The 15,114-nt window shown below is 67.3% G+C and carries 15 protein-coding genes; 6 read left to right on the top strand and 9 right to left on the bottom strand.

Annotation, left to right across the window (positions count from 1 at the left end):
- Positions 1-8: 8 nt before the first annotated feature.
- Positions 9-1,061 carry an anthranilate phosphoribosyltransferase gene (gene trpD, locus BLR68_RS11280; protein WP_018186485.1) on the bottom strand — a complete coding sequence of 351 codons (1,053 nt, stop codon included), beginning with the start codon at positions 1,059-1,061 and terminating at the stop codon, positions 9-11.
- Positions 1,062-1,183: 122 nt separating this feature from the next.
- On the opposite strand from trpD, the gene BLR68_RS11275 reads away from it, so the two are divergent.
- The 5 genes from BLR68_RS11275 to BLR68_RS11255 all read left to right on the top strand — a co-directional run bounded on the left by BLR68_RS11275 (position 1,184) and on the right by BLR68_RS11255 (position 6,094).
- Complete coding sequence (locus tag BLR68_RS11275) at positions 1,184-1,828, top strand: aa3-type cytochrome oxidase subunit III (protein WP_018186484.1); 645 nt, start codon at positions 1,184-1,186, stop codon at positions 1,826-1,828.
- A 24-nt stretch (positions 1,829-1,852) separates the two neighbouring features.
- Entirely contained in the window at positions 1,853-2,653 is an 801-nt protein-coding gene (locus BLR68_RS11270; protein WP_018186483.1) for a cytochrome bc1 complex diheme cytochrome c subunit, read from the top strand.
- 39 nt (positions 2,654-2,692) lie between these two features.
- On the top strand, positions 2,693-3,769 hold the full coding sequence (locus BLR68_RS11265; protein ID WP_018186482.1) for a cytochrome bc1 complex Rieske iron-sulfur subunit: 1,077 nt from the start codon (positions 2,693-2,695) through the stop codon (positions 3,767-3,769).
- Positions 3,766-5,589 carry a cytochrome bc1 complex cytochrome b subunit gene (locus BLR68_RS11260; RefSeq protein ID WP_040570549.1) on the top strand — a complete coding sequence of 608 codons (1,824 nt, stop codon included), beginning with the start codon at positions 3,766-3,768 and terminating at the stop codon, positions 5,587-5,589. Before BLR68_RS11265 ends, BLR68_RS11260 begins: the two co-directional genes overlap by 4 nt.
- 79 nt (positions 5,590-5,668) lie before the next feature.
- Entirely contained in the window at positions 5,669-6,094 is a 426-nt protein-coding gene (locus BLR68_RS11255; RefSeq protein ID WP_018186480.1) for a rhodanese-like domain-containing protein, read from the top strand.
- Between the two features lie 422 nt (positions 6,095-6,516).
- On the opposite strand, the gene BLR68_RS11250 is transcribed toward BLR68_RS11255, so the two are convergent.
- The 5 genes from BLR68_RS11250 to BLR68_RS11230 form a co-directional block, all read right to left on the bottom strand.
- On the bottom strand, positions 6,517-6,951 hold the full coding sequence (locus tag BLR68_RS11250) for a cytochrome c oxidase subunit 4 (protein WP_018186479.1): 435 nt from the start codon (positions 6,949-6,951) through the stop codon (positions 6,517-6,519).
- Positions 6,952-8,694, bottom strand: a complete 1,743-nt coding sequence (ctaD, locus tag BLR68_RS11245; RefSeq protein ID WP_018186478.1) for an aa3-type cytochrome oxidase subunit I — start codon at positions 8,692-8,694, stop codon at positions 6,952-6,954.
- On the bottom strand, positions 8,694-9,596 hold the full coding sequence (coxB, locus tag BLR68_RS11240) for an aa3-type cytochrome oxidase subunit II (protein WP_018186477.1): 903 nt from the start codon (positions 9,594-9,596) through the stop codon (positions 8,694-8,696). Before coxB ends, ctaD begins: the two co-directional genes overlap by 1 nt.
- A 114-nt stretch (positions 9,597-9,710) precedes the next feature.
- Positions 9,711-10,076: an iron-sulfur cluster insertion protein ErpA gene (gene erpA, locus BLR68_RS11235; RefSeq protein ID WP_018186476.1), complete on the bottom strand. Its 366-nt coding sequence runs from the start codon at positions 10,074-10,076 to the stop codon at positions 9,711-9,713.
- Positions 10,077-10,191: 115 nt separating this feature from the next.
- On the bottom strand, positions 10,192-11,583 hold the full coding sequence (locus BLR68_RS11230) for a dipeptidase (protein WP_018186475.1): 1,392 nt from the start codon (positions 11,581-11,583) through the stop codon (positions 10,192-10,194).
- 52 nt (positions 11,584-11,635) lie between these two features.
- Here BLR68_RS11230 and BLR68_RS11225 point away from each other — a divergent pair, with 52 nt between their 5' ends.
- On the top strand, positions 11,636-12,196 hold the full coding sequence (locus tag BLR68_RS11225; RefSeq protein ID WP_018186474.1) for a DUF3043 domain-containing protein: 561 nt from the start codon (positions 11,636-11,638) through the stop codon (positions 12,194-12,196).
- 67 nt (positions 12,197-12,263) lie between these two features.
- On the opposite strand, the gene BLR68_RS11220 is transcribed toward BLR68_RS11225, so the two are convergent.
- From BLR68_RS11220 to hisD, 3 genes are read right to left on the bottom strand one after another with little or no spacing between them, the layout of a single operon-like run.
- Complete coding sequence (locus BLR68_RS11220; RefSeq protein ID WP_018186473.1) at positions 12,264-13,283, bottom strand: quinone-dependent dihydroorotate dehydrogenase; 1,020 nt, start codon at positions 13,281-13,283, stop codon at positions 12,264-12,266.
- A gap of 25 nt (positions 13,284-13,308) precedes the next feature.
- Positions 13,309-13,782: a transcriptional regulator NrdR gene (gene nrdR, locus BLR68_RS11215; protein WP_018186472.1), complete on the bottom strand. Its 474-nt coding sequence runs from the start codon at positions 13,780-13,782 to the stop codon at positions 13,309-13,311.
- Positions 13,783-13,795: 13 nt separating this feature from the next.
- Positions 13,796-15,097 carry a histidinol dehydrogenase gene (hisD, locus tag BLR68_RS11210; protein WP_018186471.1) on the bottom strand — a complete coding sequence of 434 codons (1,302 nt, stop codon included), beginning with the start codon at positions 15,095-15,097 and terminating at the stop codon, positions 13,796-13,798.
- Positions 15,098-15,114 lie beyond the last annotated feature (17 nt).

Below are 15,114 nucleotides of genomic sequence, written 5' to 3'. Positions count from 1 at the left end.
GTGCGCGCTCAGCGTCCGGACGCGGCGACCCACGCATCGAGCTTGGCCCGCGCGGCGCCCGCGTCGACGGCGGCTGCCGCTTCGGCATAGGCGTTCGCGAGTCGCTCGACGAACGGACGCTGGAGCTCGGCGGCATCCTGGAACAGCCGATACGACACGATGCCGGCGGCGGCATTCAACAGGACGATGTCGCGGACCGGACCGGATTCACCGTCGAGCACGCGACGCACGATCGCCGCGTTGTGCTCGGCGTCGCCGCCGAGCAGGTCAGCGATCTCGGACCGGGGAATGCCGAGGTCCCGAGGATCGAGGTCGTGCTCTCGCACGTCTCCCCGGCTGACCTCCCAGACGCGGCTGTGGCCTGTCGTGGTGAGTTCGTCCATCCCGTCGTCGCCACGGAACACGAGCGCCGTCGCACCGCGCGTCTGGAACACACCGGTGATGAGCGGCACCCGGTCAAGGTGAGCGACCCCGACGGCGTTGGCTTCGGCGCGCGCCGGATTGCACAGCGGCCCGAGGAAGTTGAAGACGGTCGGGATGCCGAGTTCCGCCCGCGTCGGTCCGGCGTGCCGGAAGCCAGGGTGGAAGGCGGAGGCGAAAGCGAAGGTGATCCCGACCTCGTCGAGGACCTCCGCGACACGCGCCGGAGTCTGCGTCAGATCGACACCGAGCGCGGCGAGCACGTCCGATGACCCTGACTTCGAACTCGACGCGCGGTTGCCGTGCTTCACGACCGGGATGCCGGTGGCCGCCACGACGACCGAGGCGGTCGTCGAGACGTTCACGGTCCCGTAACGATCGCCTCCCGTGCCGACGATGTCGAGCACGTCTGCCGGCACGGGGAGCGGCACCGCAGCCTCGAGGATGGCGTCGCGGAATCCCACGATCTCGTCGACGGTCTCGCCCTTGGCCCGCAGCGCGACGAGGAACCCGGCGAGCTGCGCAGAGGTCGCGTCACCGTTCATCACCTGGCGCATCGCCCAGGTCGATTCGGACACGCTGAGGTTCTTGCCGTCCAGCACCGTGGAGAGAATCTCGGGCCAGGAGTACATGTCCGCCATGACCCCCGATCCTACTCAGCACTCTGGCAGGCGACTCCCGGCGGGCCCATCGACGGCGCCGACCCGGCGGAAAGACACAAGTACCTTCAGGAATGCGAAACCCTCCCCCAACATCGGCCATAATGGGGAGCGTGACGACCACTCCCGCGACATACAACCAGGCACTGCGTTCGGTGAAACGACCGGACCCCGTGGCTGTCGGCACGATCGTGTGGCTGGGCAGCGAGGTCATGTTCTTCGCCGGCCTCTTCGCCATCTACTTCACGATCCGCAACACCTCGCCGGAGCTGTGGGCAAGTCGCACCGAGCTGCTGAACGTGCCGTTCGCCGCGGTGAACACGCTCATCCTTGTGCTGTCGTCGTTCACCGCTCAGGCCGGTGTGTTCGCCGCCGAGCGCTTCCAGCCCTACCGTCGCGGATCCTTCTGGAACTTCCGCCAGTGGGGAATGGTCGAGTGGTTCTACCTGACGTTCATCATGGGCGCCGTCTTCGTCTCGGGCCAGGTGTGGGAGTACGCCACCCTGGTCGCCGAGGGCCTGCCGATCAGCGAGGATTCCTACGCGTCGGCCTTCTACATCACGACCGGTTTCCACGCTCTTCACGTGACGGGTGGCCTCATCGCCTTCCTGCTCATCATCGGGCGCGCATTCGCGGTCAAGAACTTCGGTCGAAAGGAGATGACCTCCGCGATCGTCGTGTCCTACTACTGGCACTTCGTCGACGTCGTGTGGATCATCCTGTTCGCCGTCATCTACTTCATCCGGTAATACAGAGCGGAGCTGAGTTCCTCAATGGCATCCAAGACCCCGCGTCGGCACACGGGCCGTCGCAGCAAGTGGGCGGCAGCCGCTCTCATCGGCGTCGGCCTGCTGCTCACGGGTGGCATCTACGCCGGCGCATCCGCTGCCATGGCGTCGACCACGTCCACCGACACGGCATCCGCGCTCACCGTCGAAGACGGCAAGAAGCTGTTCCAGGCGAACTGCGCGACGTGCCACGGTCTCGACCTCGAGGGCACCGCTGACGGCCCCTCCCTGTACGGAGTCGGCGAGCTGTCGGTCGAGTTCCAGGTCTCGACGGGCCGCATGCCGCTCCAGGCTCAGGGACCGCAGGCTCCCCAGAAGGCGCCGCAGTTCACCGAGGACCAGATCAAGGCGATGGCGGCCTGGGTGCAGTCCGTCGCCCCCGGACCGACCTACCCCGACGAGAAGATCCTCGACGGCGGTGGCAACCTGACGGAGGGCGCCGAGCTCTTCCGCATCAACTGCGCGATGTGCCACAACGTCGCCGCGGCTGGTGGCGCGCTGACCGAGGGCAAGTACGCCCCCGCGCTTACCAAGACCAGCCCACTGCACATCTACGCCGCGATGGTGACCGGGCCGCAGAACATGCCGGTCTTCAACAACATGACCATCACGCCGGACGAGAAGCGCGACATCATCTCGTCCCTCATGTACCTGCAGAAGAGCGAGCCCGTAGGCGGGTTCACGCTCGGGTCGCTGGGTCCCGTGTCCGAGGGTCTCTTCATCTGGATCTTCGGCATCGGCACTCTCATCGGCATCTCGGTGTGGATCACCGCGAAGTCCAACTGACCCACCACTGACGTAAAGAATTTCAAGGCGAGGAGCACAATGTCACACGAGGAAGAGCCGCAGGCGCTCGAGAAGGCTCCTCAGCCTTCGTCGGGGCTCGTCGTCGCGGTCGCCGACCCCGTGCAGAACCCCGGTCTGCCGCCCCACCGTGAGCGGATGACCGATAAGGACCCGGCGGCGATGAACCGTGCGGTCCGTACCGTCTACACGCTGTTCTACATCTCTCTCGCCGCCAGCCTGTGGGCCGTGGCCGCGTACATGCTGTTCCCGATCGAGAGCGGCGACTTCGGTGACATCCGGAGCAACAACCTCTTCATCGGTCTCGGCATCGGGTTCGCTCTGTTGACCATCGGCATCGCTGCGATCCACTGGTCGAAGGCGATCATGCCCGACAAGGAGCACATCGAGGCTCGTCACTCGACCCGCGGCAAGGAGTCGACCCGCGAAGCAGCGGTCGACGTCTTCCGCGAGGCGAACGAGGAGTCCGGGTTCGGACGCCGAACCGCGATCCGCGGCGGACTCATCGCCGCTGTCGTCGCGTCCATCGTCCCCGGCGTGACGCTCTTCCGTGGGCTTGCTCCGCACTCCTCCGAAGAGAAGCCGCTCGCCGGCGACCCGGTCGCGCTTCTTAAGCACACCATGTGGAAGGAGGGTGAGCGCCTCGCACACGACCCCTCCGGCCTCCCCATCCGCGCTGCGGACATCGCCCTCGGCTCCGCCGTCCACGTGATGCCCGAATCGCTCAAGGATGTCGACCACCTCGACGGCTACCTCGAAGAGAAGGCCAAGGCGATCGTCCTGCTCATGCGGCTGCTCCCCGAGCAGCTGCCCGCCGAGTACAACCGCCTCGACTGGTCCTACGACGGGATCGTGGCGTACTCGAAGGTCTGCACCCACGTCGGATGCCCCGTGGCACTCTACGAGCAGCAGACCCACCACCTTCTCTGCCCGTGCCACCAGTCGCAGTTCGACGTGTCCCGCGGCGCCGAGGTCATCTTCGGCCCGGCCGCCCGACCGCTCCCCCAGCTGCCCATCACGGTGGACGCAGACGGTTACCTGATCGCTAAGAGCGACTTCGAAGAGCCCGTCGGGCCAAGCTTCTGGGAGCGTCATTGAGCACCGCGACTGAATCCGCACCGGCCACCACGGTGGCCCGACCGGCTGACAAGCCCCTCGGCGGCCGCTTCATCGGCGCCACCGCGAACTACCTCGACGAGCGAACGAGCATCTCGGGCCTCGTCAAGGAGATCGGGCGCAAGATCTTCCCCGACCACTGGTCGTTCATGCTCGGCGAGATCGCGCTGTGGAGCTTCGTCGTCGTCTTCCTGTCGGGGTCGTTCCTGACGTTCTTCTTCGAAGCGTCGATGGCTCCCACGCACTACAACGGCGCGTACGCACCCTTGCGCGGCATCGAGATGTCGGCGGCCCTCGAGTCCACGCTGAACATCTCGTTCGACCTCCGCGGCGGCCTGCTCGTCCGTCAGCTGCACCACTGGGCAGCCCTGCTGTTCATCGCCGCCATCGGCGTGCACATGCTGCGTGTCTTCTTCACGGGTGCGTTCCGCAAGCCGCGCGAGCTGAACTGGGTGATCGGCTTCGTGCTGTTCATCCTGGCGATGGCGCTCGGATTCACCGGGTACTCGCTCCCCGACGACCTGCTCTCGGGCAACGGTCTCCGCATCATCGACGGAATGATCAAGGGCCTCCCCCTGATCGGCACGTGGACCTCGTATCTCCTCTTCGGAGGCGAGTTCCCGGGTACGGCGATCGTGAACCGTCTGTACACGCTGCACATCCTGTTGCTTCCGCTCATCCTCATCGCGCTCATCGCGGCGCACCTGATGCTGATGATCATCAACAAGCACACGCAGTTCGCCGGCCCCGGCCGCACGAACGACAACGTCGTGGGCTACCCGATGGTGCCGATCTACATGTCGAAGATGGGCGGCTTCCTGTTCATCACGTTCGGTGTGCTCGTGCTGATCGCCTCGATGTTCACCATCAACCCGATCTGGAACTACGGTCCTTACGACCCGTCGCCCGTGTCTGCGGGAACCCAGCCGGACTGGTACATCGGGTTCGCCGATGGTGCGCTCCGCCTGGCCCCGTCCAACCTGGACGTCGTCCTGTTCGACCGCACCTGGTCCTTCGGCATCCTGCTGCCGGTCGCCGTCCTCGGCCTGTTCATCGTCCTCGTCGCGATCTACCCGTTCATCGAGGCGTGGGTCACCGGCGACAAGCGCGAGCACCACATCGCCCAGCGTCCCCGTCACGCACCGACGCGCACCGCGATCGGTGTGGCCGGCGTGATCTTCTACGCCGTGCTCTGGGCCGCCGCTTCCTCGGACATCATCGCGACGCACTTCCATCTCACGATGGAGGGAGTGATCCACTCGCTCCAGGCGCTCCTGTTCATCGGGCCGATCGTCGGGTACTTCGTGACGAAGCGCATCGCGATCGCTCTACAGAAGAAGGACCGCGAGATCGCGTTGCACGGCTACGAATCCGGTCGCATCGTGCGCCTCCCCGGTGGCGAGTACATCGAGGTCCACCAGCCTGTCGACGCTTACGAGCGCGTCAAGCTCATCGACTTCGAGATCCACGAGCCCCTCGTGGTCCGGCCCAACGACAACGGTCGCATCGCGTGGCACCAGAACGTCCGCGCATCGCTGTCGCGGTGGTTCTTCGAGGATCGCCTCTCCCCCGTCACGCAGGCTGAGGTGGATGCCGCGATCGCCCACCAGCACCACGCGCTCGAGCACATCGAGCACGAGGAGCAGGAGGAGATCCGTGGCGCCCACGAGCGCGCCGGAGCTCCGGACGCACCCCTGCGCCCGATCGACGACGGCCACAACCCTGAGACGGCCAACCGCCCGTCGAACATCATCGTGGTTGACGATGCACCCGCCAAGAAGGACGACCGCTCGAACGATTGAGCTCGTCTGGCAGAAAAGCGGCGGGGTCTGACCGAATGGTCGGACCCCGCCGCTTTCGTGTGCCCGTAGCGTCGATCACATGATCCCCTCCCCCGCATCCGTCCTCTCCTACTTCGAGACGAGACTCCACGTCGAGACCGATCCGAGCGACGTCTATGCTTCGCAGCGCGCGGGCGATGCTTTCGTGCTCGTCGATGTGCGCGACACCGATGCCTGGGATCAGGGTCACGCCTCGGGAGCGATCCACATCCCCCACGGTCAGATCGCGTCGCGCGCCGCAAGCGAGATCGCGCAGCACATCCCGGTGGTCGTCTACTGCTGGAGCCCGGGATGCAACGGCGGAGCCCGCGGTGCTGTCGAGTTCGCACGACTCGGCTACGCGGTGCGGGAGATGATCGGCGGGTTCGAGTACTGGGCGCGAGAGGGGCTGCCCGTCGAGGGCCTCGAAGGGCCGCTCCCCCGACGTTTCGACCCCCTGGTGATGCCCGTACGCCCGCCGCGGTGACACCCGCCTGAGACCGGCGCGTGGGCCCGCGTCCGAAAGCTATGGCGATCAGTGCCCACGGTGGCCTCGCCCGGGGCGCCAGGGTGTGCGCGTCGGCGTCATGTGCCCCACCTGAGCCTGGCCCTGGTTCGGATGAGGATAGGCACGTGGGGATGCAGGGGGAGCCGTGTCCGCGGCCCCGGAGCGCAGCGGGGCATCCTGCTCGCGGTCACCCGCTGCATCTTCCGAAGCGGTGGGATCCAAGAGCATCATCGATGACCGACACGCGACCAGCATAGCGGGGGGGATCTGCGTTGCTGGCCTCTCGAGCTCGTCGCTATGGGTGTGCGACTCGGCTGCCGGCGCGCCCAGTCGGGGCCCTCAGATGCCAAGAACAACGCCGTCCGCCACGGTGGTGGCGGACGGCGTTGTGTATGCGCGGCTCAGCGGGCGAAGTAGCCCCGGTAGTACTCGTAGACCCAGCCGACGATGGCGACGACGAAGATGCCGACACCGATCGGGATCATGAACTCGCCGACGGCAAGGCCGATGAAGGCGATCGCCGCGGAGCCGGCGAGCACCAGCGGCCACCACGACCAGGGCGAGAACTCGCCCATCTCGGGGTCGCCGTCATCGATGTCGGCCGTCAGGGAGTCCTCGGGGAGGGTTCCGCCCTGGGCCTTCTCGACGCGGCTGGAGTAGAAGGCGATCATGGCGGCCATCATCGTCACGAAGACGAGGCCGACAGAACCGACCCATTCGATCCGGTTGAAAACCGGCAGCTGCGGGTGGGCAAGAATGTTCCAGCCCACGTAGACCACAGCGACGAGCGCGAAGAAGGCGGAGAGCACCCACCACAGGTTGACGTTGGTCTTCACTTACTTGACCTCACCATTCGTCAGATCGACCACGGGCGCGTCGGGTGCATCCTTCGCAGGACCGACACCCACCGGGATCCCGGCCTCGGGGTGGTTCAGGTCGAAGGCGGGCCGCTCGCTGCGGATGCGCGGGATCGACGTGAAGTTGTGGCGCGGCGGCGGGCAGCTGGTCGCCCACTCGAGCGACCCGCCGTAGCCCCACGGGTCGTTGACGGTCACACGCGGCGCCTTGCGGGCCGTGATCCAGACGTTGAGCAGGAACGGAACCATCGATGCCGCGAGGATCATCGAGCCGACGGTCGACACCTGGTTCTGCCACGTCCAGCCGTCCTGGCTCGCGTAGTCCGCATACCGGCGGGGCATGCCGTCCGCACCCAGCCAGTGCTGGATGAGGAACGTCATGTGGAAGCCGATGAACAGCAGCCAGAAGTGCACGAGGCCGAGGCGCTCGTTCAGCATCTTTCCGGTCCACTTGGGCCACCAGAAGTAGAAGCCGGCGAACATCGCGAAGACGACGGTGCCGAAGACGACGTAGTGGAAGTGGGCCACGACGAAGTACGAGTCGGAGACGTGGAAGTCGAGCGGCGGCGACGACAGGATGATGCCCGTCAGACCACCGAACACGAACGACACGAGGAATCCGAGCGCGAAGACCATCGGCGTCTCGAAGGTGATCGACCCTCGCCACATCGTGCCGATCCAGTTGAAGATCTTCACACCCGTTGGAACGGCGATGAGCATCGTCATGAGAGCGAAGAACGGCAGCAGCACCGCGCCGGTCACGTACATGTGGTGCGCCCACACGGAGACGGACAGAGCCGCGATGGCGATCGTGGCGTAGACCAGCGTCTTGTATCCGAAGATCGGCTTGCGGCTGAACACCGGGAAGATCTCGGACACGATGCCGAAGAACGGCAGCGCGATGATGTACACCTCGGGGTGACCGAAGAACCAGAAGAGGTGCTGCCAGAGCAGGACGCCACCGTTGGCCGGGTCGTAGATGTGGGCACCGAGGATGCGGTCGGCCGCAGCGGCGAAGATCGCCGCTGCGAGGACCGGGAAGGCCATCAGGATCAGGATGCTGGTGACCAGGGTGTTCCAGCTGAAGATCGGCATGCGCCACATCGTCATACCCGGAGCGCGCATGGTCATGATCGTCGTGATGAAGTTCACACCACCGAGGATCGTGCCGAAACCACTCATGCCGAGACCCAGCATCCAGAGGTCGCCACCGGCGCCGGGACTGAAGCTCTCACTCGCCAAGGGCTGGTAGGCGAACCATCCGAACGCGGCCGCACCCTGAGGGGTGAGGAAGCCTGCGACGGCGATAGTGGAACCGAAGGTGAACAGCCAGAACGCGAAGGCGTTCAGACGCGGGAACGCGACGTCCGGAGCACCGATCTGCAGCGGGAGGAGTGCGTTGGCGAAGCCCGCGAACAGCGGCGTCGCGAACATCAGCAGCATGATCGTGCCGTGCATCGTGAACAGCTGGTTGTACTGCTCCTTGGTCGGCACGACCTGCATGCCGGGCTCGAAAAGCTCGGCACGGATGATCAGGGCCATGACGCCACCGAGCATGAAGAACAGCACGGAGGCGATCAGGTACATGTACCCGATGGTCTTGTGATCCGTGGACGTGATCCACTTCACGACGATGTTGCCCTTGTGTTCGACGCGCGAGCTGGTGAGCAGCGCGGCCTGGCGAGGGGGAAGCGTGGGTGCGGGGGGTGCGATGGTGGCCATCAGTTGTTGTGCTCTCCCTCAGCGGCGGGCGCGCCGGTGCCGGGCGCGTTCTGTTGCCGATCCAGTGCGTCGTCGATGTCGCCGGTCTGCCCCTTGGCCTTGAGCGACGCGATGTAGCTCTGGTACTCCGAATCCGAGACGACCTTCACGTTGAAGAGCATCATCGAGTGGTACTGGCCGCAGAGCTCGGCGCACTTGCCGACGAACGTGCCTTCCTTGGTGGGCGTGAAGGACCAGTAGTTCTCACGACCGGGATACATGTCCTTCTTGTAAAGGAAGTCCACGATCCAGAACGAGTGGATGACGTCGCGCGACTCGAGCTGCAGCGTCACTTCCTTGTTGACGGGCAGGACGAGCTCGGGGACCTCGTTGGTGATGTTGCCCTGTGCGTCGGTCTGCGCCTGCACACCGATGGTCCACACCGGGTCCTGGGGGTCGTCGCAGTTGTCGCCGTTGTACTGGAAGTCCCACGCCCACTGCTTGCCGATGGCCGTGATGCAGACATCCGGCTTCTCGTACTGGGTCTCGAGGATCGCCTGGTCGCGCGCCGTGAAGGCGAAGAAGCCGAGCACGAGGATGACGGGGGCGATCGTGAAGAACATCTCGATCGGCATGTTGTAGCGGAGCTGGACCGGCAGGCCCGACTGCCCCTTGCGACGCCGGTACGCGATCGCAGCCCAGCCCATGAGGGCCCAGGTGATCACACCGACGGCGAGGACGACGATCCACGACGTGGTCCAGAGGCCGGCGATCATCGACGTGTGGTTCGTCGCCTGCCCGCCCCCCTCATCGAAGCCGGGGAGGAAGCCGTTCGCTGTCGTGGGGCTGCATCCCGCAAGCGCGACCGCGGAGGCGATCGTGAGCGGGAGGGCTACCCAACGGAGTCGGCGGTTGACGCGCACGGTGCACCTTTCGGGGACATGAAGGTCAGACTCATGCCAGTCTAGGGCAACCTCTTACGGGATTCCGGCCATCCGCTCAGGATGCCGGAACCGGTTGAGGTGCCCGGGGATGGATCAGTGGAAGCTGTCGCCGCAGGCGCAGCTGCCCGCAGCATTCGGGTTGTCGATCGTGAAGCCCTGCTCCGAGATCGTGTCCTTGAAATCGATCTTCGCGCCGTCGAGGTAGGGCACCGACATGTCGTCGACGATCACCTCGACACCGTCGAAGTCGACGGTCTTGTCTCCGTCGAGGTAACGCTCGTCGAAGTAGAGCTGGTAGATCAGACCCGAGCATCCGCCGGGCTGAACGGCGACGCGGAGCCGGAGGTCATCACGGTTCTCCTGCGACAGAAGGCTCTTCACCTTGTCGGCCGCAGCCTCGGTGAGGGCGACGCCGTGGGCGGGAACGGTCTCGGTGGACTGCGTGGCGATGTCGGTCATGACTCTCCCCATGGTCGGGCCGCCAGTGCTCTTGAGGAACGGGGGCGGCGTGCTGACACGATTCTACGTCGCCTCTCGGGCTCTGGCCCGGCGGCGCGAGTATCGGCAGGCGGGTTCACTCGGATGCGTCGAGGGACTCGAGCAGGAGCGCCTCGGACACCAGCGCGTGTCGGAACGTGTCCACGTGCAGGGATTCGTTCGGGCTGTGAGCCCGCGCATGAGGATCCTCCACCCCGGTCACGAGGATCTCCGCGCCCGGGAACTCGCGTACGAGGTCGGCGATGAAGGGAATCGATCCGCCCACGCCGATGTCGACGGGCGTGCGTCCGTAGCCGCTCTCGAGGGCGGAACGCGCCTTCTCGACGGCAGGGCCGGACGTGTCGACGAGGAACGGGTTGCCGAAGTCGACGTCGCGGAACGTGAGGCGTGCACCGAACGGCGCGTGGGCGTGCAGGTGCGCCTCGACGGCGGCGAAGGCCTCGGCGGCGGGCTGGCCGGGCGCGACGCGCGTGCTGATGACGACCGTCACCTTCGGCGACAGCGTGTTCGACGCGTTGCGGACACTCGGAGCGTCGATGCCGGTGATCGTGATCGAGGGCTTGTTCCAGATGCGGCTCAGGATCGCGTCGCGTCCGATCGGCGACACACCGTCGGGAAGCCCCGCCTCGCTGCGGAGGGTCTCCTCGGTGTAGGGCGGGGTCGCGGCATCCCGGATCGCGAGACCGTCGACGGCCACTGCGCCGTCCTCATCCCACAGCGTGGCCAGCAGCGTGACGGCTGCCATCATGGCGTCGGGCACCGCTCCGCCGAACATCCCGGAGTGGGATGCGTGATCGAGCGTCTCGATGTCGAGGGTGAACCGTGCGTTGCCGCGGAGCGAGACCGTCAGAGCGGGGGTCTCGGAGTCCCAGTTCCCCGAGTCTGCGACGACGATGACATCAGCGCGAAGGGCGTCGGCGTTGTCGCTCAGGAACGGCGCGAACGATGCGGAGCCCGCCTCCTCCTCGCCCTCGAAGAAGAGGTTCACGCCGAGGTCGAAGTCGTCGCCGAGCGCCTCCTTCATCGCCCGGAGAGCGCCGATGTGGGCCATGATGCCCGCTTTGTCATCGGCTGCGCCACGCCCGTAGATCCGGCCGTCGCGGAGCGTCGGCTCGAAGGGCGGGGACTCCCACAGGGACTCGTCGCCGACGGGCTGAACGTCGTGGTGCGCGTACAGCAGGATCGTCGGCCGGCCGTTGCGGGGTGCACGGGTGGCGAGGACGGCGGGCATCCCCTCCTCCCCCGTTTCGGGGATGACGGCCGTCTTGACCTCGACGCGTTCGAAGATGCCGAGGTCGTCGACGAGGGCCTTCACCGCGTCGGCGCTTCGCTGCACCTCGGCGCGGTCGAACCCCGGGAAGGCGACGGACGGGATGCGGACGAGGGAGCCGAGATCGGCGAGGGCGGCGGGGACCTGGGTGAGGGCCGCCTCCCGCACCGCGGCGGACCGAGAGGTGTCGGAAGTCATGCGGGTAATCTTATGTGGCACGCCTTTTCCGCCGATTCCGAGGAAGCGCCCCGTGGCACAGACACCTCCCCCTGCCGACACCGCCCCCGACGCCCCCACGGGCGCGGGGAAGAACCGCCCGACGCCGACGCGCGCCGAGCAGGAAGCGGCGCGGAAGCGGCCCCTCGTCGCCAACACCAAGGAGGCCCGCGCCCGCGCGAAGGCTGAGCTCGCTGCCCAGCGCGAGAAGGCCCGCGTCGGCATGGCCAACGGCGACGAGCGATACCTGACGCCCCGCGACCGCGGTCCCCAGCGCCGGTTCGCCCGCGATTACACGGACGCCGGCTGGCACTTCGGCGAGCTCATCATGCCGCTCCTGGTGATCGTGATCCTCTTCGCGCTCGTTCCGAACACCGCGATCGTGTTCTACGCGTACGTGGGGCTCTGGGCTTATCTGCTTTTCGTGGTCGCGGACATGGCCATCCTCTCCCGCAAGGTGAAGAAGCTCGCCGCCGCGAAATGGGGTGACCGCCGCGAGAAGGGTCTCGGCTGGTACGCCGCGATGCGCTCCGTCCAGATGCGCTTCATGCGCCTCCCCAAGCCGCAGGTCAAGCGCGGCGAATACCCGCACTGATCTCCGACGACGAAGGGCCCGCACACGATCGTGCGGGCCCTTCGTCCTTCAGATGGGATGCCGCCTGTCAGCGCGCGAGGCCCCGGTTCAGCTGCCTTGCCCACAGGGGTCCGCGGTATACGAACGCGCTGTAGCCCTGAACGAGGTCGGCACCGGCTGCGAGACGCTCGCGGACGTCGTCGGCCGACTCCACTCCCCCGGCGGCGATGACGCAGAACTCGGCCGGGACCGCGGCTCGGACGCGACGGAGAACCTCGAGCGAACGCTCGCGCAACGGTGCGCCGGAGAGGCCGCCCGCCCCCATCGCGTCGACGCGGGCAGCATCCGTCGTCAGCCCGGAACGAGCGATCGTCGTGTTGGTCGCGACGATCCCGGCGAGGCCGGCGTCCACCGCCATCCTCGAGATCCCGTCGATCTCGTCGTCGGAGAGGTCGGGAGCGATCTTGACGAGCAGGGGCGTGTCTCCTGCGGCATCCTTCACCGCCGTCAGCAATGGCCGCAGCGTCTCGACCGCCTGCAGGCCGCGGAGCCCGGGCGTGTTCGGCGACGACACGTTGACGACGAGGTAGTCCGCGACCGGGGCGACCAGGCGGGTGCTGGCGACGTAGTCCGCTGTCGCGTCCGCGACGTCGACGACGCGGGACTTGCCGATGTTGGCACCCAGGACCGGTCGCCGTCGGCGACGGCGCATACGAGCGAGCCGCTGCGCGACGACGGCGGCGCCCTCGTTGTTGAACCCCATCCGGTTGATGAGGGCGCGGTCCGCCGGCAGGCGGAACAGGCGCGGGCGGGGATTGCCATCCTGCGGGATCGCCGTCACGGTACCGACCTCGATGTGACCGAACCCGAGGGCATGCAAGCCGAGGGCGCCGATGGCGTTCTTGTCGAAGCCGGCGGCGATCCCGAACGGCGAGTCGAAGACGAGACCGAGCGCCTCGGTCCGAAGCTCCGGGGCCGGACGGGTCAGCGCCCGGGCCACAGCCGAGAAGGGCGGCACGGCGGCGACGCGGATGACAACCATCCCGAGATGGTGGGCGGTCTCGGGATCGAGGCGACGGAGGACGAGGTCGAAGAGGAGTCGGTACATCGGCTCCCAGCCTAGAGGTGAGCGCTCAGGCGTCCTGTCGCGGAACGCGCTGTGCCTGGTCCGCGCGCAGCAGAGCGATCGCGGCGTCGAAGTCATCGAGCGTCTCGAACGCCTGGTACACACTCGCGAACCGGAGGTACGCGATCTCGTCGAGTTCGCGCAGGGGGCCGAGGATCGCGAGCCCGATCTCGTTCGTGTCGATCTGCGAGACGCCCGTCTGACGCACCGCCTCCTCGACGGCCTGAGCGAGCATGGCGAGATCCGCTTCGGTGACCGGGCGACCCTGGCACGCCTTGCGGACGCCGGACATGACCTTCTCGCGGCTGAACGACTCGATCACGCCGGAGCGCTTGATCACGTTCAGGCTCGCGGTCTCGATCGTCGAGAACCGGCCCCCGCACTCGGGGCACTGGCGACGACGACGGATGCTGAGTCCGTCGTCGCTCGTGCGGGAGTCGATGACGCGGGAGTCGGAGTGACGACAGAACGGGCAGTGCATGGCGGCATCCAGCCTACGCGTCGAAGCGCGCCGTGACGGCCTCGCCGTGGGCGGGGAGCACCTCGGCCGTCGCGAGGGTCACGATGTCGTCGTGGACGGCCCGCAATGCGTCGCGGTCGTACGTGATGACCTGCTGAGGACGCAGGAAGGTGGATGCCGACAGCCCGGACGCGTACCTGGCCTGACCGCCCGTGGGGAGCACGTGATTGCTGCCCGCGAGGTAGTCCCCGAGGCTCACGGGGGTCCACGAGCCGACGAAGACGGCACCCGCGTTGACGAAGTCCTCCGGACGAGGATCGCGCAGGTGCAGCTCGAGGTGCTCGGGCGCGTACGCGTTGCTGAAGGCGGTCGCCGTCGCGAGGTCGTCGACGAGGACCACGGCGGACTGCACGCCGGCGAGGGCTTGGGCGACCCGCTCGGCGTGGTGAGTCGCCGCTGCGCGGCGCTCGACCTCTTCGACGACGGCTTCGGCGAGGCCGGCCGCATCCGTGACGAGGACCGCTGCGGCCTGCTCGTCGTGCTCGGCCTGGCTGACGAGGTCGGCGGCGACGAGACGCGCGTCGGCGGAGTCGTCGGCGACGATGAGGATCTCGGTGGCGCCTGCCTCGGAGTCCGTGCCGACCATGCCCGCGACGACCCGCTTGGCGAGCGCGACGAAGTTGTTGCCGGGACCCGAGATGACATCGACGGGTGCGAGGTCCAGCTCGGCCACTCCGTGCGCGTACGCCGCGACGGCGCCCGCGCCGCCCATGGCATAGACCTCGGTGATGCCGAGGAGCTTGGCCGCAGCCAGGATGACGGGGTGCACCCGTCCGCCGTGGTCGCGCTGCGGGGGCGAGGCCAGCGCCACCTCGGCGACGCCCGCCACCTGCGCCGGGACGACGTTCATGACGACGCTCGACGGGTACACCGCCTTGCCACCGGGGACATAGACACCCGCACGGCGCACGGGACGCCAGTACTGCTCCACCCGCGCGCCCGGACCGATATCGGTCACCACCGGCGAGGGCACCTGAGCGGCCGACGCGAGGCGGACCCGTGAGATCGCGTTCTCGAGCGCGCCCCGGATGGATGGATCGAGGGAGGCGAGCGCCTCGTCGAGGTGCGCGGCGGGAACGCGGATGGCGTGATCGCTGACGCCGTCGAACCGTGCCGCCTGCTCGCGGAGCGAGACCTCGCCCCTCTCCGCCACATCTGCGACGACGGCGGCAGCCGTGGCCAATGCCTCATCCCGCGCTGCGGTGGCTCGGGGAACGGCGGCGAGCAGGTCGGCCGGTGTGACGGCGCGACCCCGGAGGTCGATCGTGCGGAGCATCCCTCCAGGGTAACGGC

The sequence above is a fragment of the Microbacterium sp. 77mftsu3.1 genome, from assembly GCF_900100525.1.
Lineage (GTDB): Bacteria > Actinomycetota > Actinomycetes > Actinomycetales > Microbacteriaceae > Microbacterium > Microbacterium aquilitoris.
The sequence above is the reverse complement of the archived record's forward strand: the minus strand, read 5'-3'. Positions and strand labels throughout refer to the sequence as shown.

What these genes read in the sequence shown, in the direction of transcription:
- trpD (WP_018186485.1), bottom strand. Translation starts at nt 1,061, where the DNA reads ATGGCGGACATGTACTCCTGGCCCGAGATTCTCTCCACGGTGCTGGAC.
- BLR68_RS11275 (WP_018186484.1), top strand. Translation starts at nt 1,184, where the DNA reads ATGGGGAGCGTGACGACCACTCCCGCGACATACAACCAGGCACTGCGT.
- BLR68_RS11270 (WP_018186483.1), top strand. Translation starts at nt 1,853, where the DNA reads ATGGCATCCAAGACCCCGCGTCGGCACACGGGCCGTCGCAGCAAGTGG.
- BLR68_RS11265 (WP_018186482.1), top strand. Translation starts at nt 2,693, where the DNA reads ATGTCACACGAGGAAGAGCCGCAGGCGCTCGAGAAGGCTCCTCAGCCT.
- BLR68_RS11255 (WP_018186480.1), top strand. Translation starts at nt 5,669, where the DNA reads ATGATCCCCTCCCCCGCATCCGTCCTCTCCTACTTCGAGACGAGACTC.
- ctaD (WP_018186478.1), bottom strand. Translation starts at nt 8,694, where the DNA reads ATGGCCACCATCGCACCCCCCGCACCCACGCTTCCCCCTCGCCAGGCC.
- erpA (WP_018186476.1), bottom strand. Translation starts at nt 10,076, where the DNA reads ATGACCGACATCGCCACGCAGTCCACCGAGACCGTTCCCGCCCACGGC.
- BLR68_RS11230 (WP_018186475.1), bottom strand. Translation starts at nt 11,583, where the DNA reads ATGACTTCCGACACCTCTCGGTCCGCCGCGGTGCGGGAGGCGGCCCTC.
- BLR68_RS11220 (WP_018186473.1), bottom strand. Translation starts at nt 13,283, where the DNA reads ATGTACCGACTCCTCTTCGACCTCGTCCTCCGTCGCCTCGATCCCGAG.
- nrdR (WP_018186472.1), bottom strand. Translation starts at nt 13,782, where the DNA reads ATGCACTGCCCGTTCTGTCGTCACTCCGACTCCCGCGTCATCGACTCC.
- hisD (WP_018186471.1), bottom strand. Translation starts at nt 15,097, where the DNA reads ATGCTCCGCACGATCGACCTCCGGGGTCGCGCCGTCACACCGGCCGAC.